The 20,933-nt window shown below is 26.7% G+C and carries 14 protein-coding genes and 1 rRNA gene; 10 read left to right on the top strand and 5 right to left on the bottom strand.

Annotated elements, in window-relative coordinates:
- Window position 1: 1 nt before the first annotated feature.
- On the top strand, window positions 2-1,750 hold the full coding sequence (locus Q346_RS03965) for an ABC transporter ATP-binding protein (protein ID WP_244874349.1): 1,749 nt from the start codon (window positions 2-4) through the stop codon (window positions 1,748-1,750).
- The gene (locus tag Q346_RS0103390; protein WP_027333066.1) at window positions 1,743-3,059 is read left to right on the top strand and encodes an ABC transporter ATP-binding protein; all 1,317 of its coding nucleotides are present in this window, start codon (window positions 1,743-1,745) and stop codon (window positions 3,057-3,059) included. The genes Q346_RS03965 and Q346_RS0103390 overlap by 8 nt, the downstream gene beginning before the upstream one ends.
- A gap of 28 nt (window positions 3,060-3,087) precedes the next feature.
- Here the strand turns inward: Q346_RS0103390 and rsmD are convergent, their stop codons facing one another.
- On the bottom strand, window positions 3,088-3,651 hold the full coding sequence (gene rsmD, locus Q346_RS0103385) for a 16S rRNA (guanine(966)-N(2))-methyltransferase RsmD (RefSeq protein ID WP_318023975.1): 564 nt from the start codon (window positions 3,649-3,651) through the stop codon (window positions 3,088-3,090).
- A gap of 47 nt (window positions 3,652-3,698) precedes the next feature.
- Here rsmD and def point away from each other — a divergent pair, with 47 nt between their 5' ends.
- The 6 genes from def (at window position 3,699) to Q346_RS0103350 (ending at window position 11,892) form a co-directional block, all read left to right on the top strand.
- Window positions 3,699-4,250 (top strand): peptide deformylase, encoded by a 552-nt coding sequence (gene def, locus Q346_RS0103380; RefSeq protein WP_027333064.1) that lies wholly within the window; start codon window positions 3,699-3,701, stop codon window positions 4,248-4,250.
- 11 nt (window positions 4,251-4,261) lie between these two features.
- A complete protein-coding gene (locus Q346_RS0103375; RefSeq protein WP_027333063.1) occupies window positions 4,262-5,479 on the top strand; it encodes a hypothetical protein in 1,218 nt (405 codons plus the stop codon).
- Window positions 5,480-5,588: 109 nt separating this feature from the next.
- Window positions 5,589-7,493 (top strand): DNA topoisomerase IV subunit B, encoded by a 1,905-nt coding sequence (parE, locus tag Q346_RS0103370; RefSeq protein WP_027333062.1) that lies wholly within the window; start codon window positions 5,589-5,591, stop codon window positions 7,491-7,493.
- Window positions 7,494-7,505: 12 nt separating this feature from the next.
- Window positions 7,506-10,073, top strand: a complete 2,568-nt coding sequence (gene parC, locus Q346_RS0103365) for a DNA topoisomerase IV subunit A (protein ID WP_027333061.1) — start codon at window positions 7,506-7,508, stop codon at window positions 10,071-10,073.
- Window positions 10,074-10,264: 191 nt separating this feature from the next.
- The gene (locus Q346_RS0103355) at window positions 10,265-11,209 is read left to right on the top strand and encodes a Cof-type HAD-IIB family hydrolase (protein ID WP_036438101.1); all 945 of its coding nucleotides are present in this window, start codon (window positions 10,265-10,267) and stop codon (window positions 11,207-11,209) included.
- Entirely contained in the window at window positions 11,209-11,892 is a 684-nt protein-coding gene (locus Q346_RS0103350; protein WP_027333059.1) for a ribonuclease HIII, read from the top strand. Before Q346_RS0103355 ends, Q346_RS0103350 begins: the two co-directional genes overlap by 1 nt.
- Before the next feature lie 61 nt (window positions 11,893-11,953).
- Here the strand turns inward: Q346_RS0103350 and Q346_RS0103345 are convergent, their stop codons facing one another.
- Entirely contained in the window at window positions 11,954-14,851 is a 2,898-nt protein-coding gene (locus Q346_RS0103345; RefSeq protein WP_027333058.1) for a DUF885 family protein, read from the bottom strand.
- Window positions 14,852-14,940: 89 nt separating this feature from the next.
- On the opposite strand from Q346_RS0103345, the gene rrf reads away from it, so the two are divergent.
- Both rrf and Q346_RS0103335 read left to right on the top strand, forming a co-directional pair.
- Window positions 14,941-15,046, top strand: a 5S ribosomal RNA gene (gene rrf / locus Q346_RS0103340).
- 191 nt (window positions 15,047-15,237) lie between these two features.
- Window positions 15,238-16,278 carry a zinc-dependent alcohol dehydrogenase gene (locus tag Q346_RS0103335; RefSeq protein WP_027333057.1) on the top strand — a complete coding sequence of 347 codons (1,041 nt, stop codon included), beginning with the start codon at window positions 15,238-15,240 and terminating at the stop codon, window positions 16,276-16,278.
- A 128-nt stretch (window positions 16,279-16,406) separates the two neighbouring features.
- Here the strand turns inward: Q346_RS0103335 and Q346_RS04055 are convergent, their stop codons facing one another.
- From Q346_RS04055 to Q346_RS0103320, 3 genes are all read right to left on the bottom strand, one after another.
- Window positions 16,407-17,585, bottom strand: a complete 1,179-nt coding sequence (locus Q346_RS04055; protein ID WP_027333056.1) for a hypothetical protein — start codon at window positions 17,583-17,585, stop codon at window positions 16,407-16,409.
- 128 nt (window positions 17,586-17,713) lie between these two features.
- Window positions 17,714-20,050, bottom strand: coding sequence for a UU173 family protein (locus tag Q346_RS0103325; RefSeq protein ID WP_027333055.1), 2,337 nt, complete (start codon window positions 20,048-20,050; stop codon window positions 17,714-17,716).
- On the bottom strand, window positions 20,022-20,861 hold the full coding sequence (locus Q346_RS0103320) for an MAGa7180 family putative nuclease (protein WP_027333054.1): 840 nt from the start codon (window positions 20,859-20,861) through the stop codon (window positions 20,022-20,024). Before Q346_RS0103320 ends, Q346_RS0103325 begins: the two co-directional genes overlap by 29 nt.
- Window positions 20,862-20,933: the final 72 nt, after the last annotated feature.

Genomic DNA, 20,933 nt, shown 5'->3' with positions numbered 1-20,933 from the left:
TATGGCTAATTCAAGAAATAAAATGACTTTAGACGAAAAATTAGCAATGGAAGCTAAAAATAAAAGCAAGCGTAATTTGAATGAAGAAACAAACAATAGTGCAAATAGTTTTAATGAAAATTTAGCAGCAATCAATGAACAAGCTATTCTAAGACAAGCGAATAAAAAAGTTGCAGAAGAAATTAAACCAATTCAAAAAGAAGCTTTATCTAGCGACGAATTATTAAATAATGAAATAAATGATTTTATTGTTGAAAATGAAAAATTTCATTTAGATGAAAATCTAAATGATAATGAAATTATTAATGCTGAAGGTTATTCACAAAAATTTAAAAAACCAATTATTTGAAACTTAAAACCTAAACCTGAAGATTTATTAGTAGTTAGAAAAGATGTAAATAATACTTTAGTCAGAAAATTTATTGACTTTTGAAAAACTTTATTTAAAAATTTTGTGTCTTTAGGCAAAAAAATCTTGCAATTAGTAAGAATACTACCTAAAGAAAAAAATGAAGTTTTAGAGGAATTTCAAAAATATATTGATAATGCTAAAGTTGAAACAGTTTTTGGAAAACCAACCAAAGTAGCTGCTGAAATTGAAGATATTTATTTAACTTTTAAAAATCCAGCTAACCCTAAAGAAAAAAACTTAGTATTGCGGGGCTCATCTTTAAAAATTTACGAAGGTAAAGTTCATGCCATTATAGGTGAATCAGGTTCAGGAAAATCAGTTATTACTTCTTTACTTTATGGATTAACAGGTTCAAATGCAATTATTGAATCTGGAAAAATAAAACTTTACGGATTAGAAGTACAAAATTTCAATGCCTACAATTGAGAAAAATCTAAATTAAGAGGTAATATTGTTTCTGCTGTTTTCCAAAATCCAATGTCAATTTTGGACCCAACTATGAAAGTTGGAAAACAAATTATGGAAGGAATGTTAGTTAATAAATTAGTAAAAAATAAAAAAGAAGCTTACGAAGAAGCTTTAAAATACTTAAAATTAACTAAAATTAACAATCCTGAAAAAGTTATGAAACTTTATCCACATGAACTTTCTGGTGGAATGATTCAACGGATTGCCATTGCCTCAATTATTTCGCTTAAGCCAAAAATTTTAGTAATGGACGAGCCTACTACTGCATTAGATCCAACTGTTCAAGCATTAGTGTTAGATATTATTCGCGAATTACAAGAAACTTTCAAAATCGCGATTGTCTTTATTACTCATGATTTGGCCGTAGTGTCATCAATTTCTGATTTTATTAACATTATGTATGCTGGTCAAATCATTGAAAGTGGAACTAAAGAAGAAATTTTGATTAATCCACAACATCCATATACTTGAGGTTTAATTGTTTCAATGCCTGATTTTAATAAAGATACAAGATTACAAACAATTAAAGGAGCAGTGCCATCAAATCTTAATAAGATTGAAGGAGATGCTTTTGCGGTGCGGAATGATTATGCACTTGGTATCGATTTTGAAGAAGAACCAAGTTTCTATCAAATTTCACCAACGCATTTTGTTAAATCTAACCTATTGAATGAAAATGCACCGGCTTACAAACCACCAAAAATTATTCAAAGACTTTGAGCCAAATATGAAAATTCATTATCAAAAATTTATGGTTCAAAAAATAATGAATATGTTTCTGAAGAAATTTATCAAAAATATTTAAAAGAAGCTAATCAACATAATTTAGAAATTGAAAGTACCCAAAATAAGGAGGAGACAAATGCCTAATTACTATTGTGAAAAAGGTAAATTCGGTAAAAAATATTGTCGTCCAATTTTACCAGGTACCGAAGAAATGTTAGCAGCTGAAGATAAAAAAGTTTTAGTTGAAATCAGAAATTTAGATATAGAATACGGACAAGGAACTAAAAAGTTCACCGCTATTAAAGATATGAATTTAAATATTTATGATGGCGAAGTTTTAGGTTTAGTTGGAGAATCAGGTTCTGGTAAGTCTACTACCGGAAGAGCAATTATAGGTTTAACTCCACACTCATTTGGTTATATTAAGATTTTAGATACTTTTGTACCTAAAAATATTGATAAAGTGTCCAGATGAGGCAACAAACATAAGAAAATTTTAGACTTTATGGTAAATAAAGTGCAAATGATTTTCCAAGATCCTACAAACTCATTAAACCCTTATAAAAATGTGGAAAAAGTTGTAGGTGAAGGATTAACTAATTTAAAAAATTCTAAATATATTTATTTAATTACTGAAGATCAAAACTTTTTTATTGAATTAAATAAAAGACTCGAAGCATCTAATGCTGAACCTTTAGTTGAAAACTATCAAAATCAATTGGATTGAAATTTCACATTAGAAGAGTCATTTGATTATGTTTATGAAAAATTATTCAGTGAGTTTCAAACTAAATATAAACATTTGAAAAATTTTGATGAATTATTAGATTTCTATAATAAAGCTAAAGAATTAAGAATTACTGAAAGTAATTTAACTGAAAAAGAGTGCAAAAAGCGTTTAATTATAGATATTTTAAAACAAGTGGGACTTGATGAGTCTGTACTTGATAGATATCCATTAGAGTTTTCAGGTGGACAACAACAACGTTTAGGTATTTGTAGAGCAGTAGTATTGCAACCTAAATTATTAATTGCCGATGAACCTATTTCTGCTTTAGACGTTTCTATTCAAGCTCAAGTTATTAATATTTTTAATGATTTAAAAGATAAATATCACTTAACAATTTTATTTATTGCCCATGACTTAAGAATGGTTGAATATATTTCAGATAGAATTGCAGTAATTAACAAAGGAGTTTTATTAGAAATCGGACCAACTGAGGAAATTATTTATAATCCTTATCATCCATATACTAAAAGTTTACTTGATGCAGTTCCTTCAATTGAAAGTAAAAAAGGTTCATTGTTAGGCTATGTTTATGATCCAAATATTCATAATTATGACGAAGAAAATCAACCTAAATGACAAAATTTAGGCAATAATCACTTTGTTTTAGCTACTGATAAAGAACTAGAAACCTTTAAAGAGATTAAAAAGGAAAAACAATATTAAAAATGAATATCCATTAGGATATTCTTTTTTAATTATTTAAAGTTAAATAGAGAATAGTGACTTTGCCATACTGTTTTTGATTTTGAATAGTTAATCCATCCGGAATAATAATTTTAGAAGGATTGTTAGTTTCTAAAATTATTAAACCATTTCTTGATAAAAATTTTTTAGTTTTTAAAATGTTTAAAACACTATTTAATAATTCATATTCATTGTATGGAGGATCTAAAAAAATATAGTCATAAACAGTTCCTTCACGATTTTTTAAAAATGTTAAAGCATCTGTTTTATAGATATCTAAGTTATTAATTTTTAACTTTTCTTGATTTTTTTTAATTACATTAACTGCTTCATAATCATTATCAACTAAAACAGCTTTCATTGCTCCATTACTAATAGCTTCAAAACCAAATGCTCCAGATCCTGCAAATAAATCCAAAACAATTTTATTTTCTAAATCAAAACGCAATGTATTAAAAATTGCTTCTCTAACCCTATCCATTGTGGGTCTAGTTTTATTAGATGAAGGTTGCTCAATAGTTAAACGACGATGAGTTCCGGAAATAATTCTTAGCATAAATAGTCCTTTTATAATAAGTTATTTACATATAATTAATTTTCATATAATATTACTATATTATGAAATATAAAGTTAATTTAGTTAAATTACCAAATAAGATTTTAAGAGAAAGATCTAAAGAAGTAGAATTACCTTTAAGTCAAGAAAATATTGAATTAGCTGAAAAAATGATTTGACATATTGACGATAGTCAATTTAACCCTCAAACCATTTTTCAACCAGGTGTTGGTGTGGCTGCCATTCAATATGGAATTCCTAAAAGAATGTTCTATATTAATGCTGAAGAAAATGGCAAAGTTTTAAGAGATGTATTAATTAATCCTAAAATTATTTCAACTTCCGCAGCTGAAGTGGCCTTAGAAAATGGCGAAGGGTGTTTATCAGTTGCTCATTCATGAAAAAACCAAGAAGGATTTGTACATAGACAAAATAGAGTTTTAGCAGAGGCTTATTCATATTTCGATAAAAAAGTAAAAACCTATGATTTATCTGGCTATTTAGCAATTGTTTTCCAACATGAATATGATCATCTTGAAGGTAAACTATTTATAGATAGAATTAATCAAAATGATCCTTGAGCTGAACACAAAGACGCAAAATATATCGGATAGAAAGGGTAAATATGGACATATTTTCAAAGTTTTTTGAAATTCAAAATAGTCAATACATTTGAATTGCAATAGTTGTTCTTTTTTTATGTTTAGGTTTAAATTTCTTATGAAGCTTTTTAAAAGGATGAAAAGGAGCAATTATTACTAATAGTTATATGATTGTTTCTTTTATTGCTAGTGTATTAATAGCGATGGCATTTAAAAAGCAAATAATTCAAGTTTTTGAACAAGGAATTGCAGAAAATAAAAATATATCAAATCTAAATATAGAAATAGCTCCATTAATGTCTGAATTAGTCACAATTGCACTTTGAGTTGTAATTTTCAGTATTAATTTGCTATTGATGTTTGCGTTTTGAATTATATATATGGTAGTAATAAAAAGATTTATTAAAAAATCATTGAAGAAAAGTAAAAAGAAATTACTTAATCGTTTTATCGGTGGTTTGGTAGGTTTAGTAGGAATTTTTCCAATTACGGTAATGTCAATTGAATGTACTTCACCTCTAACATATTCAAATCCTTTTATTAAAGCTAATTCTAAAGTTTTAAATGCTATTTCTTTTGGACAAACTTCAGGATTGACTGATAGTATGCCAGCCTTTAAGGGAATTGATGAATTATTTGTTTCTAATTCTTCACAAGTAATGTTCTTTTTTGATGAATTACAGAAAAAAGGTAATTATCAACCTGCAAATAGCACTCAAAGTATGGAAGATTATTTAAGATTATTAGTTTCAAGTAATTCAAACGGGAAATTTACCATTAATTATCGCCCTTGAAAAGACTATTTAATTGCTGATCAAAAAGAAAAATACATTCATAATTATGAATTTGTAAATGAAAAAATGCAATATTTTGTTGAAACAAACAAATCATTCAGGATTTTAAAAATATTGTTACAAATAGGCATCAAGAGTGCTAAAGAAGAAATTAAAAATAACATAAGTAAATTTAATGATTTATTTATTAGAGCTAATATTGATTTAAGCAGAGTTAATTTACAATATGAAAATGCACCTGCTAGCGCTAATATGCCTCAATTAGCATTCACATCATTTAATACAAAAGAAATCACACAAATTAAAAACGCTATTTTTAAAGCCTTAGATTTAGAAAACGTTTCAATGCCAAGTGACGATAACAATAACATTAATAATCTAAGTAATGATGAAAGAATTAAATATACTTTCAACAAAATTTTAGATTTAGTCTTTGTAGCAAAATAAACTAATTTATAGGAATATATGTCATTTTAAAATCGACATATATTTTTTATTTCAATGCTTAAATTTAAAAAATATTCTTTAATGCAAAATATTTCTATATCATAATATCATGAGTAAATATGATGAATCTAGTATTCAGCAACTAAAAGGTTTAGAAGCTGTTCGTAAACGTCCTGGAATGTACATTGGTAGCACGGATATCAATGGTTTGCATCATTTAATATGAGAAATTGTTGATAATTCAATTGATGAAGCATTAGCGGGATATGCAAATGAAATCACAGTTATATTGCATAATGATAGTTCTGTTGAAGTAATTGATAACGGAAGAGGAATTCCGGTTGGAAAAAAATCAGGCACAAATAAAACAGCTGTTGAAATTGTTTTTACTGAATTACACGCAGGTGGAAAATTTAATGATAGTGCTTATAAATCAGCTGGGGGTCTACATGGAGTAGGTTCATCTGTGGTTAATGCTTTAAGTACTAAATTAGTAGCCACTGTTTATAGAGATAAAAAAATCTATGAAACAATTTTTGAAAATGGCGATGACATTGTGCAAAGAACCAAAGAATTAGGTAAAACTACAAAAACTGGTACATCAGTTAGATTTTGACCAAATTATGCGATTTTCAAAAACAGTAAATTTAATTTTGAAACTATTGCAGAAAGATTAAAAGAAAGTTGCTTTTTAATTAACAATTTAAAAATAAATTTAATAGATGAAATTAATAATAAAGATGCTACTTTTTTCTTTGAAAATGGATTAAAAGAATTTTTATTATTTATTAATGAAACTAAAAAATCTGTATCCGAACCTGTAACCTTTAAAGAAACTAAAAGTAATATTGAAGTTGAATTTGGCTTTCAATATACAGATAGTTACAACGAAACTATTTTGTCTTTTGTCAATAATGTAAAAACAAAAGATGGTGGGACTCATGAAACCGGTCTTAAAACAGCATTCACTAAAATTTTTAATGAATTTGCAAATGAGGAAAAGATTCTTAAGGGAAAAAATACTTTTGAAGGCGATGATATCAGAGAAGGTTTAACTGTAATTTTAAACATCAAAGTTCCAGAAGGTATTTTGGAATTTATTAGTCAAACTAAAAATAAACTAAGTACACCAGAAGCTAAATCAGCAGTCGAGGACGTAGTTTCTAAACAATTAAAACTATGAATAAATGAAAATAAATCAGTTGCAAAAAACATTTTAAATAAAATTAAAAAAGCAGCTGAATCAAGATTGGCAGCTAGAAAAGCTAGACAAGAATCAAGAGTGACTAAAAATGCACTTAAAGAAAAACAAATTTTAAGTGGTAAATTAACTCCTGCACAATCAAAGAAACCAGAAGAAAAAGAATTATTTTTAGTCGAAGGGGATTCTGCTGGAGGTTCAGCTAAACTTGGTAGAAATAGAGTATATCAAGCAATTTTACCTTTAAGAGGAAAAGTTATTAACACTGAAAAATCAAGATTATTTGAAATTTTGAAGAATGAAGAAATTGCAACAATAATTAACACTATTGGGGCTGGAATTGGTGAAGATTTTGATATCAATAAAATTCAGTATCATAAAATAATTATCATGACTGATGCAGATACTGATGGAGCACATATTCAGATTCTTTTATTAACTTTTTTCTATAGACATATGAAACAATTAATTGAAAATGGAAATGTTTATATTGCCTTACCACCTTTATTTAAATTATCAAATAAAAAAGAAGTACTTTATGCTTGAGATGAAGATGAATTACAAGAACTTTTGAATTCTAATAAGCAAAATTATGATATTCAGCGTTATAAAGGACTTGGTGAAATGAATGCTGATCAATTATGAGAAACTACAATGAATCCGGAAACTAGAAGTTTGATAAGGGTTAAAATTAGTGATGCGTTAGCTGCAGAAAAAAGTGTTTCTATCTTAATGGGTGATAATGTTGAACCAAGAAAAGAGTGAATTAATAACCATGTTCAATTTACTCTAGAAGATGATTTTGAATTTTAAAAGGAAACTATTATGAAACAAGAAAAGAAAGATAAATTAGATGCCCTTTTAACTAAAATAATTAATCAAAATCTAGACATTGTAATGTCAGATCGTTTTAGTAGATATTCAAAATACATTATTCAACAAAGAGCTTTACCTGATGTTAGAGACGGATTAAAACCAGTTCAAAGAAGAATTCTTTATTCAATGAATGATTTAGGTTTACAAAATAGTAAAAATTATAAAAAATCTGCCAGAGTAGTAGGGGATGTAATTGGTAAATACCATCCTCATGGAGATAGTTCTATTTATGAAGCTATGGTAAGAATGGCGCAAGATTGAAAAATGAACTACCCTTTAGTTGAAATGCACGGAAATGTAGGTTCAATCGATGATGATCCTGCCGCTGCAATGAGATATACAGAAGCTAAGTTATCTAAAATTAGCGACTTAGTAATTGGAGACTTAAAGAAAAATACCGTTAAATTTGCACCTAATTTTGATGATAGTGAAAAAGAACCTACGGTTTTTCCAACTTTAATTCCAACACTATTATTAAATGGAGCAGATGGAATTGCTTCAGGTTTTGCGACTAAAATGCCACCACATAATTTAAATGAAATTTTAGATGCTGCAATTGCTAAAATTAAAAACCCTGATTTGGAATGAAGAAAATTAATGAAATATGTCAAAGGGCCAGATTTTCCTACAGGCGGAATTATCTATGGAACTGACGGAATTGCTGAAGCCTTTGAAGTAGGTAGAGGAAGAGTTACTTTAGCTTCGAAATATGAAATTAAGGAAGACAAAAAAAATAAATATATTGAAATAACTGAAATTCCATTTGGAGTAATTAAATCTAAATTAGTGCGTGATATCGATTTAATTATTGCTAGTGAATCAATTGGTGGATTATTAGAAATTAAAGATCAATCTGATAGAAATGGCATTAGCATCTTAATAACTTTGGATAAAAATGCTAATGCCGAATCCATTGTTTCTTATTTATTACAAAAAACTGAATTACAAATTTATTATAACTATAACAATGTTGCGATTCAAAACAATCGCCCTAGAACATTATCGCTTAATAATCTTTTAACTGCATATCTTAATCATTTAAAAGATGTAAAAAGAAAAACCTTAATTTTCGATTTAGAAAAACTTAAATTGAGACTCGAAATTGTCATTGGATTCTTAAAAGTTGCTGAAATTACCGATGCAGTAATTAAAGTAATTAGGGAAAGTGAAAATTCAAAGCAAGGGGTAATTGATAATCTAATTTCTCATTTTAACTTCACTTTGAATCAAGCAACAGCTATAGCCGAATTAAGATTATATAAATTAAGTAAAACTGATAAATTTGCTTTTTTAGAAGAAAAAAACAATCTTGAAGAAGAAATTAAAAAAATTGAAATTTTGTTAAATGATGAAAATGAATTTAATTTATATTTAATTAATTTATTAACTGAAATTAAAAAAATATATGGCAAACCAAGAAAAACTCAAATTGTAGAAAACAAAATTGATTTATCTTATTCAGAAACAGATTTAATTCAAGAAGAAGAAAAATATTTAAGTATTTCAAGAGATGGTTATTTGAAATCTTTTTCAACCAAAGTTTATGAAACTAATGTTTGAGAAAATTATGGTTTAAAAGAAGAAGATAAAATTGTATTTTTTGAAAAAGTTAATACTACTCATCAGTTATTAATTTTCACTAATTTAGGTAATTATGCAATAGTGCCAATTTATAAAATTAACGAAAGTAAATGAAAAGAATTGGGCAATCATTTAAGTGAATTTGTAGATTTAAAAACTGGGGAATTTATTATAAATGCCTATGATATAGATACTTTTGATAAAAATAATTATATAGCCTTATTTTCAAAACAAGCGCAAGGGAAAAGAGTAAGCTTAAAAGATTTTGAAATAACTAGATTTTCTAAAACTTATACTGCTTTAAAATTAGCAAATGATGATGAATTAATAGCAGCAGAAATGACAAAAGGGGACGGAGATGTTCTGTTAGTTACAGAAAAAGGATTTGTATCATTTTATACAGAAAATGATGTGCAAATTTATGGCACTAAAAGTAATGGAACCAAATCTTGCTATTTATCGACAGGTGATGAATTAAAATTTGCTAAATTAATTGACTTTAAAAATGACTTATTAGTATTAGCTAACGAATATATAGCTAAATTAGAAACTAAGAATCTAGTTAAAACTAATAAGAAAAATCTCGGTAAAAAAATTCCTCTTTTAGAAGATAAAAAAGCGAATAAAATCACAGAAATTTCAGTTTTAAGTGAAAATAATTTTGTTTTATATCGTGACACAGAAGACAATTTACATGAATTGTTGATTGATTTATCTAAACTTAGTTCAAGCTTTACGAAATTGCCTATTTCCAAAATGTCTTGAAGTCAAATTAAACCAAATAAATCAGTTGTAAAAATTAGCTTTGAAAATGAATTAAAAGAAACTAAATATACAATTGAAACTAAAAAAGAAACCAATTTAGTAGCAGAAGCAGAAAAAAATATTTTAGATTTGGACGTTGATTCACTTTTAAATAAATTAAAAATTAAATAATGACTAAATGCAATATGAATCGAAATATTGCATTTTTTCATTATTTTCCACATTTTTTAAGTTAAAAATTGATTGAAAAATTAGTTTTTTCATATTGTAAATAAGATTTATTTTCTTTTACTCCTATAATATAGATATAAAAGTTTAATTAATATATAATTGTTTTATAAAAATTTACATATGGGAGCATAATGGAAGAACAAAATTTAACAAAAAAGAGCGATAAAAAATTTCTTTTTGCCATTGACCTCGACGGAACCTTACTTGCTTCAAGTTCACAAGGTTCAATTCATGATGTTACTTTTAATGCAATTTTAAGAGCAAAAGCAGAGGGACATATTGTTTGTTTATTAACAGGTAGACCTTGAAGAAGTACAAAACCAATTTATGAAAGACTTGATTTAGACACAGTTGTAAGTAATTATAATGGTGCTCAAATTCATAATCCAAAAGACGAAAATTTCACCCCTTATATTAAATATTTAGATTTGAATGAAATGCTTTATGTTTTAGGTGATCCAAAAGTTAAATCAGAAATTACTAATATTGCAATCGAAGGGCCAGGGTGAGTACAACTACAAAAAAGAGATAAAGATTTAGAAAGTGTTTTTGGTTTCAGAGAAAGCACTAAATTTGTGGTTGGACTTGATTTTAATAAATTACCTTTAAAACCAACTGGAATTATTTTTGATGTTAAACATTCAACTGATGTTGAAGAATTACGTTCATATTTGAAACGTAAATTTGGTGACTTAGGAGAATTTTCATATTGATCAAAAGGAAAAGGTTTAACTCCTGTTTTTGATATTACTAATGTATCAGTTAATAAAGGGCGCGCATTATCATTATTATCAAGATACTATGGAATTGATTTAGATAACACCATAGCAATGGGAGATGGTTTTAATGATGTGCCAATGTTTAAGGTAGCTAAAATTTCAGTTGCTGTTGGTAATGCTTCAAAAGATGTTAAAAAATATGCAACAATTAAATTAACTAAAAATAATGATGAAGGTGCAGTAGGACACTTTATTAATAGTATTTTGGATAATCCTGAAAAAATTATTGCTAAAAGTGAAGCAGCAAGACAAAAAATGATGAAACATCGTTCAAGTATGGATGATATTGAGGAATAATGCAAATAAAAGAATTGGATATTGATCTTAATTCTTTAGATAATTTATCAATTATTGGAGTTGATGAAGTGGGTGTGGGCGATTATTTTGGTCCTCTTGTTTCATCAGCTGTTTTTATTCCTAGAGAAAAAATGCACTTTTTAAGCGAATTAGGAATAAAAGACAGCAAAAAAATTAGTGATAAAAAAATTAAAGAATTAGCTCCTATAATTCAAAAAAATACTATAAATCAAGTGTTTTTTCTCAGTCCTCATGGTTATAATCAACTTAATTTGCAATATAATTCAAATGAACTAAAAATGTTTTGCCATCTAAATACTATTAGTAAAGTGGCTAATGAAACTACATCTGATTTTGTTTTAATAGATCAATTTTCTACTTTAAAAAGTATTAAAAATTATTATCAAAAAATAATGGTTGATAATAATTGAACTAAAATCCCTAATTTTAATGCTGATATTAATTTGTTAAAAAAAGCTGAAAATTATTCATTGGCAGTTGCTTGTGCTTCAATTTTGGCAAGAAATTTCTTTCTTAATTATATGAAGCAAATGAATGAGGAATATAAAATTAACTTTCCTTTAGGCGCAGGAAATCAGGTAAAAGAATTCGCACAAAAACTATTTATTGATAAAAATATTAACCCTAAAAAAGTAGCCAAAATTCATTTTAAAATGAATTAAAACTCTTGAAAATCAAAACAAAAAATGAATATTCAAAGCGAATATTCATTTTTAATTTAAATTATTCTATATCATAGGCTTTCTTAATAGTTTCTTCTAAAACACTTAAAGGCATTGAACCATATTTAAGCATGTAATTAAATAGTTTTTTCACTTCTCCGTGTTCGCCTTCTTGTTCAGTAGTTTTATTTAAAAACTCTTCACGACTTAAGCCAGTTTTTGCTAAAACTGCGTTGTACATTTTTTCAAAAACTTGTTTACCTAAAATATAAGCAGTTGCTTGTCCTGGATAAAGTAAATAACGTTTAGTTTCTGTATTAATTTGCCCAACACTTAAAGCTGTATAACGTTGCATAAATTCTCTAATATCTTGTAATGAAGCATTTTCTTGAATTTCACTATTGCCTTTAACTTTTCCATGTAAAGCTGTATCTACTACTAATCTTACATTTCTAAATTGTGCCTCATTTAACATACCAAAGTACTGTAACATATTTGTTAATTCAACAGCTTTAGCTAATTTTGCTTCATCACTAAGATTTGGATTATGACTTGCAATTAAATTTCAATAAATACCATTGTGAAGTTGTTTAATTTGGCTTAAAGCTTCTTCAGTAAATGTGCCATTATAGAAAGAAGTAATTCCTGATTTAGCAACTTTGAAACTTTTTGGCAATGCATAATAAGATTGACTATTAAAATCAGGCTCACCATACATACCAATTTCATTACCAAACATTTCCATAAAGACAGCTCACCCTTCTAAATAAGCTCCTGATTGTGAAACATATGCATCAAGGTTTGGATCTTGCGCTGAAGTGTATTTATAATAAGTTGTTTGTAAATGATGTCCCATTACAGCTTCATGGTTTGAAAGTGATGAAATACTTCATTTAGCTACTCCATAATATGGATCAGGGTTAAAGTAATATTGATTATTTGAATAATAAGCAGCTCCATCAAGCTCTCTTTTTGCAAAAGAAATTGGAGTTAAAGAATAATCAGGGATTTCATAATTAAAGAATTTAGCAGCTTTATCAGTGGTTGAATCTTTAAATTGTTTAAAAGCTAAATAGGTACTTAGAGCTCCATAATATGCATCTTTATTGTTAATTGAACCATATGGATTATTTGCAGTTTGTTCATTAGTTCAAGTACCATATCCAGCATTTTCCAATTTAGTTTTAATTTCAGTTAAATCTGGATTAGTATCTAAAGCAGCCTTGAATTCTGGTGTATAAACATCGCTTCCTTCAAGTCCTAATTGAAATTCTTCACTTTTAAGTCATTTGTTAAAGTTTTCTCAATTTAAATTACCTTTAGCATCACGAATTACTAAAGTTAATTGTTCAGGTGTGGCTGGTCCATTTGAATCAGCATCATAATTAAAGCTTTCTTGTCACTCATTGCCCTTACCAACAATTACATCAGCAATTAAATTAGCTACTTGTTTTGATAAAGATTGATTTTCTTTAATTAAAGACATTCCATAATCAAAAACTTCTTCGCTTGTTACTCCATTTTTGGTTGAAGCTAAATTGAGCATTCAATCATAAGCTTGTTTACCTGACATATGATTTTCAATTCCATTTGCTCCATTTCAACCAACTGCTTTAGCTTCTAAATCACTTTGGCTTAAACCAAGCCCATAAATTTTGACTGCTTGATTATTATCAAAAGCTTCTAAAGTGTTTTCAACTTCGTTAGTAGTGTTTGTTAAACTTAAAATTAAACTATCAGCGTTTTCACCTAAACCGTGATTTGCAGCTTGATAATATTCAGTTGCATAAAATTTATAAAAATCGTAAATTGCTTGTTTTGCTTCTTTTAATTTTTCATCTGTAGTTGAAGTATCTTCAGCTGATTTATAAGTTAATAAATCTGCAACAGAAATGGTTTGAGCACCTGATTTAATAAATTTAGTTACTTCAGCCATAAATAAATTCTTAATCACACCATTCATATTTAATTTAATAACTACTTTTGAAGATACTAAATTTAATTTGATTGACTCAGCTAAATTTTCTTTCATTATTTTAGCTGTTTCTGCAAAGTTTTTAGCCTTACTTAAAGATAATCTGTAAAGTGAATTATCATATGATGTAATTGGAAACATATATGATGCAGAAGTTCATAATTTTGGATTTAAACTTAAATAATCAGATTTTAAGTTACCAATGATTAAATCCATATCGAATAAAGCCGTTTTCAAAATAGCATTTGAATCAACGTTTAAATTACTTGAATCAACTTTGGTTAATCAATTACTTCAAGTAGTTAAAGTTGATAAATAAATTTCTTTCATTTCATTAGTTAAAGCACTTTGACCTGATAAATTATTTTTACTTAAATAATTTTCGAAAGTTGTTAAAACACCACTAATGAATTTAGTAGTAATTTCTATATCTTTATTTTGATAATTTTTACTAAAAGCAATTACTGATTTATTAATCAAACCATCTTTAATTAATGTTGCTAGTTCATCTTTTAATTTTGTGTATTCAGTGGCTGATGTTTGATAATTAGCAGTTAGAGTTTTATATTCATTTAAAGCATCAGTACGTGTTTGAAGAGCTTCATTGTAAGCGGTTTCTAATCTAGTCACTTCTTCTTGATTTGGTTCTGATTTGGCTTTTTCAGCTTGAAGTTGCTTTTGAAGCTGAACAGCCTGATTGTGTTTTTGTACATAAGCAGAATATTTAGTTTTTGCTTCTTGTACTTGATTTTTATACAATTCAAACTTTTCATTAACCTCATTTTGTTTAGCAGTAATTTTTGCATCTTCTTTTTCAATTTGACTGTAGAGTGCATTTCTTGCTTCAATATTAATTGCATTTTTATCATTGTTAATTTCAACATTTTTTGATTTTTCTTTTTCATTCTTACAACTAATTGCTATTAATGGTAAAGCAGTAGAAGTTGCAACTGTTGAAAAAAACAAAAGCATTTTCTTTTTCATTGTTCTCCTCTCAATTTTTAATAAAAAAATTTTAACAAAATTTTAATTTTTTTTCTTTGGAGTAAATTTTTATATGCTATTATATATTCACAAGTGGTTATAGCAAGATGGTTCACCTGATCCCATTCCGAACTCAGTAGTTAAGCATCTTAGTGCCGACGATAGCCGAAAGGTGAAAATAGGAAGCTGCTTTTTTTATTTAATTTTTTCTTTTTCATAAATTTCCATATATGTAATAAAAAAAATTACAATTTATACCCGTTTTTTTGTGAAAATTTCCATATTTTTTTATCTAGCAATCATGTGATTCAGAAAGTAATTTTCAAAAAGAATATACTTTTTATAGAAAATGATTAATGTATAGGAGAAAAAAAGCAATGGAAAAAATGAAAGCTTTTGTGGTACGTGCACCAAAACAATGAAGTGTTGAAGAAGTAGAAATACCTCAACCAAAATACAAAGAAGTTTTAATTAAAATGGAAACTTCTGGAATATGTCATACAGATTTACATGCTGCTAATTTTGATTGATTAGTAGAACCTAAATATCCTTTAATTCCAGGTCATGAAGGAATTGGAATTGTTGCCAAAGTAGGCGAAGGATGTACTCGTCTTAAAGTCGGAGATCGTGTTTGTTTAGCTTGATTACACGATGCTTGTGGACACTGTGAATTTTGTTTACAAGGTGAAGAAACATTATGTCCAAATCAAAATATGTCAGCTTATACTAAAGATGGGTCTTTTGCAGAATATGCAATTGGTCATGAAGATTATGTAGGTATTGTACCTAAGGAATTAGATATTATCAGTGGAGCACCAGTAGTTTGTGCTGGAGTTACAACTTACAAAGCATTAAAGAGAGCAAAATTAAGACCTGATCAATATGTAGCTGTTATTGGTGTAGGTGGATTAGGCCAATTAGCAATTCAATATGCAAAAGCTATGGGATATAAACCAATTGGAATTGATTTAACTGATGAAAAATGTGAATTAGCCTTAAAATCAGGTGCTGTAGCAGCATATAATTCTAAAAAAGATCCTGACTTTGTAAATAAATTAATTGAATTTACTGGTGGAGGAGCACATTCAGTAATTAATACTTCTGTAGCAACTAAAGCAGCGGAACAAGGAATGTCAATTTTACGTCGTAATGGACGTCAAGTACTTGTTGGACTACCATCAAAAGACAATTTAGGTAAAGACGAGTTTGGTGTTTCAGTATTCTGAACTGTTTTATTCCAAAGAGAATTAGTGGGTTCAATCGTTGGAACAAGATTAGATTTACAAGAAGCTTTAGAATATGCAGCCGAAGGAAAAGTAAAATCTGAAGTTACAAAAGTAGTTTCATTAGATGAAGTTGCAGAAATTTTTGACAAATTGCAAAAAGGCGAATTTTTAGGAAGAGCTGTAATTGATTTTAGAAAATAAGTAAATTATTAACAGTTAAATGAATACCTTTTTAGGTATTCATTTTTATTTTAATTTTTAATATGACTGAAATTGCAACAAAAAAAATAAAAAACATAGATTTAAAAATCTATGTAAATTGAATTGATTTAATTAGCATTTCTTTTTGCTATTTCAACTAATTTAGATTTTATGCTGTTGTTAAATGTAAGCAATTTAGATCTAACAATAGGCGAAATAACAGTATTTATTTTATTTTTTATAATGTTTATAACAAAATTTGGAATAGGAATAGCTATAAAATTAAATAGATAATTCTGTATAGAATCTAGTATTTTATTTGCTAGTGCATTAATTTGAGTTTCATCAAAGTTAATGATAAACTGAGTTTGTAAAATTTTTAATAGCGACATAAGTGTTGGACTTGCTAAAAGCTCGTTAACTTTATTTACAATTTTTTTAGTAAATTGATTGTTTGCATTTTTTGCTTCAATTTCTTGGTCTGTTCAAGAATTATTAGCTTTTTTAATATCAAGTCTTACATTTCCAGTTTTAATATTATTTGCATTTTGAAATTTCAAAGTCAATCCTCAATTAACACTATAATCAGGATCAATTTCAATGATTTTTATATCATCATTTAATTCTACATTTGCAACGTCTGCAAAAAATTGTTTAATTTTAGCTACAACAGCATTATATTCTGCTAATTTATTTCCTGTCTGTGCTGCTTCAAGAGTCAACTTATTAGAGAATTTACCTGTTCTTGCTGCATCGGTAAGTTGTTTAAATTCAACTTTTCATCATTGTTCTTTAACGTAAAAATTATTAAAGAAGTTTTGGAAATTATTTTCAAATTCTTTAGCTTCTTCAGCATTAATAAAATTAATAGGAAGTTCTAAATCTCAATTCACAGAAAAATAAGGTGAATTATTATCTAAAATTGGTTTGACTAATTCTGTATATTCTTGTCTTGTTAAAATTGCTGATTTAGGTGTATTTGGATAACTAAAGTTTCATAATTTTAATTGTGAATTTAATCTTAATTTTGAGAATTCACTAGTTGAAGTTTCAAATTCTCTCAGCTTTCTTTCATATTGTGCAAGTTTATCAGATATAGTTGAAATTTCAGATACTTTAGCAACATTAAAAAGATAATCAACATTAAATGTTTTTTCAACTGGTTTAGTTGGGTTAGTAGGATCAGTAGGATTAGAAGGATTTGGTGTATCACCTTTTCCATTACCACAAGAAATTAAAGTTAAAGGTAAAGTAGAAGTGGCAACTAATCCAAAACCAAAAAATATTTTTTTCTTAAATAGTTTCATAAAAAACTCCTTGTTTATTTAATGAAATTCTAAAAAAAAAAAAAAAAAAATCAAAGTATTTCGAACTAATAGACAAAAAATGCTAAATTGTCACTCTTGGTTACAAAAACTTATAAAAAAATGTCATTCTAAAATGACATTTCATCAATTAATATAATTCTCTTCAAATTTTTATCATAAGAAATAATTTGATTGTCAATTTGAAACAAATATTGTTCTATTTCAGGTAAGGCATCCAAAATTATCATTTTGAAAAAGTCAAAAGTAACTAACATTGCCACTACATCATTTTGACAATATTTTTTTAATTCCGTCTCTTTTTCGCTTCACTCATTATCTTTAATGATATTCAACTGTCTGTTTATAGCAGCTTCCATTGCCATACTACCATTTTTAATATCTAAATCTTTATATTCTTTAAAGTAAGCATGATATTTAGTTTTAACTTGTGATTCAGTTATAAGTTTTTCAACTTTTTTAATCCCTGTTAAACCAAAAAGTTCAAAAATATTGAAATTTAACATATTAGTAGGGATTGATTGTTTGCTTGTTGAAGTAGTGTTAATAGTCGGATAAATTCATTTATCTAATTGCTCAATTTCCCCTGCGATAGTTTCAATATTTTTTTTGTCTCTATTTTTGATTTTAACCAAATTATTAGGAAATAGAACATCATCTTTATATTCAATATTTATAGTTCTTTTAGTAAGAAAGTCTCTTAAATCTAAAGTATTATTGTTTATATGATTAACCATTGATTCAAAAGTAGTGAACTCATTAATTCCTATTTGTTCCATTTGTTTAATAAATTCAAGATCATTATTTAAATATTTTGTTTTTACTAATTCACAAAGTTCATTATTTCGAGAATTTTCGTAAGTTTTATTAAAGACAACATAATAATCAGCCTTATTAGCATAAACATTAATCAGAATATCAACTAAATCAATTAAAGTTAAACTTAAAGGATCTTTTAACAAGTTTTGGCATATTTGATTATTTTTTAAAATAATTTCTCCATTAACTGTTTCAATAATTGATACTTGATTGGTAAATTGTTGATAAGGTTTAGCATTATCAAGCATTGGAACAATCGAAGTAACACCTTCATAGTCATATCAAATATATCTTTTATCTTTTTTAATATATTTGCTTAATAATTCAATGGCCCCAATTGAGAAATAATTAGGAATTGTTTTTCTTAAATCAACAGTATTTTGAAAATCTGAAACATATTTAGTATTTAATATATTAGTAATTTTTTTAATTTGAGTAGAGAAATAATATTTATCACTCATATATAAAAAAAGAATTAATTTATTAAACTCTTTGTCTTTTCCATAAGTTGATTCTAAAAATTCATCTAAATTAAATTCCCCATTTTTACTATAAATAGGCGCTTTTGAAAAATATGAGTCAACAATTTGCTTTATTTTATCTTCAAAATTACCAAAGTCGCTATTATCAATATATTTTAATTCTTTTGGTCATTTAAAATTAACTTCTTCTGTTTTTTTATCTGTGGCAATCATTGGATTCTTAACAATTTTGTTAATGTTGCTTGAGACAATTGAATAAAAATTAATATCTAAATTTTCATACTTAAAAAAAGTTCCATTGACAATTTTTTTTCTTAGTTTTTCTCTTTCTCCATTATCATCTTTTTTGGGTTTCGAATTACTTGATGAAGCTGCATCTGTGATAAAAAAAGGAATTTTGCCTTTTTCTATATTTGATTTAAATTCATCAAAAATAATTAATTTAATATTTTTAATAACAAGTCCTGTCAATTTCGCAACTTCAAAAATGAAATTGGCTTTTAAATAATCGCTTGATTCAGTTCAAGATTTATTTTTTTTCAAATAAGCAGTTTTAGTTGCTTTATCATAGGCAAATAAATTTGCTTTTAAATAAAAATCAATTTCTTCAGTTGAAAAATTATTTAAATAAAAACCAAGTTTAGGATTAATAATAAGCGAAATATTAGGATTGTTAAGAGCAAGTTGTAAATTAATTAAAGAATTTTCTAAACTTTCAGAAGGAGAAAGTTCATAAATTTCATGTTCATTAAGATTTAAACTGTTTTTAAGAAAATCAACTGCTTGCTTTTGAATTTCTTTTTGAATTATTGCGTTTTTTCTTTGTGAGTAGTCCCATTGAACTTCCAATTCACTTAAAGACTCTTCTAAAAAATCAAAACTGTCAATTTCTGTTGCATTTTCGTCAGCTTCTTCTTCATTTAATTCTCTTAAAAATTGCAAAATGTTTTCAATATTTTGTTTATTTTGATCATTCGCTTTTTTATAAAGTTCAAACCCGTTTTGATCAATATTTGGAATTTCATTATTGGGAAAATCACGATGAAAAATGAAATAAGGTTGAGCAATAAAAGATAATTTATATTCAAAAAATGTAATATTTACATTTTTTTTATTTTTATTTAACTTTACTGAATTCAATATCATTATCTACTTTTCCAATTTGTTTTCAGTACTCAAAAAGTTCTTTTCATTCATTTTCATTTTTGCATCTTAAATAAGCAACTTGATCATTATCCCTTGGTAATTTATACTGAGGTGAAATTCCGGTAGTAGTATAGTGTTTTCAAAATTGTTTAACTATTTCAATATCATCTTTAGCCATTTCATTATTAACATTGAAGTTATAAGCAAAAGTTTGCGTTTTAAAATCAACATTTTCTAGATTGGTATAATCACTTTCATTTAAATAAGTTGCAACAATAGAATAGTATTTATAGCCCAATAAGTGAGCATATAATTGTGCTTGTTTTTTATAATCTTCTGGTAAGTTGCCCTTTTGTCAAGCATCTTTTTTCTTCATTCCAACAGCTTTCATTTCTAACACCATACTTAATTTAGGAATGATTCCATCAGGAACCCCACCTATAATTTCATCATTTTGAAAATAATCGTAGTTGACTTTTTCAGCTTCGATATGTTGCATATCGAATTTATCATCGGTATAAACATATTGACGTAAAAAATCAAAAACTTTTGGTTCTAAATAAACCCCAGCATTAATATATTTCATCTGTAAAGCGGGCATTTTTAATCTGGCTATAAAACAGAAAGCATTAAAAGGGCTTTTAAAAGAATCGGTTTCGAAAATATCTCCAATAGATGAACCACCAAATTTTTTAAATTTAGTAAATTTAGAATTGCTATTAAGTAATTGAGCATGATATTCAGGACTAAGTTTAACAACTTGTGCAGTTTCATCTAAAAAATAATCTATTCCATTGTATTTTCTTGCCATTATTTCTCCTTATTTTTTAATTAATATTTGTATTATAAGAGACAAAAAATAAAAAAATATGAAATATTTAGC

This window comes from Mycoplasmopsis gallinarum DSM 19816, from assembly GCF_000621085.1.
GTDB classification, from domain to species: Bacteria; Bacillota_I; Bacilli_A; order Mycoplasmatales; family Metamycoplasmataceae; genus Mycoplasmopsis; species Mycoplasmopsis gallinarum.
Note: the sequence above shows the minus strand (reverse complement) of the source record. Positions and strands in the feature narration are given on the sequence as shown.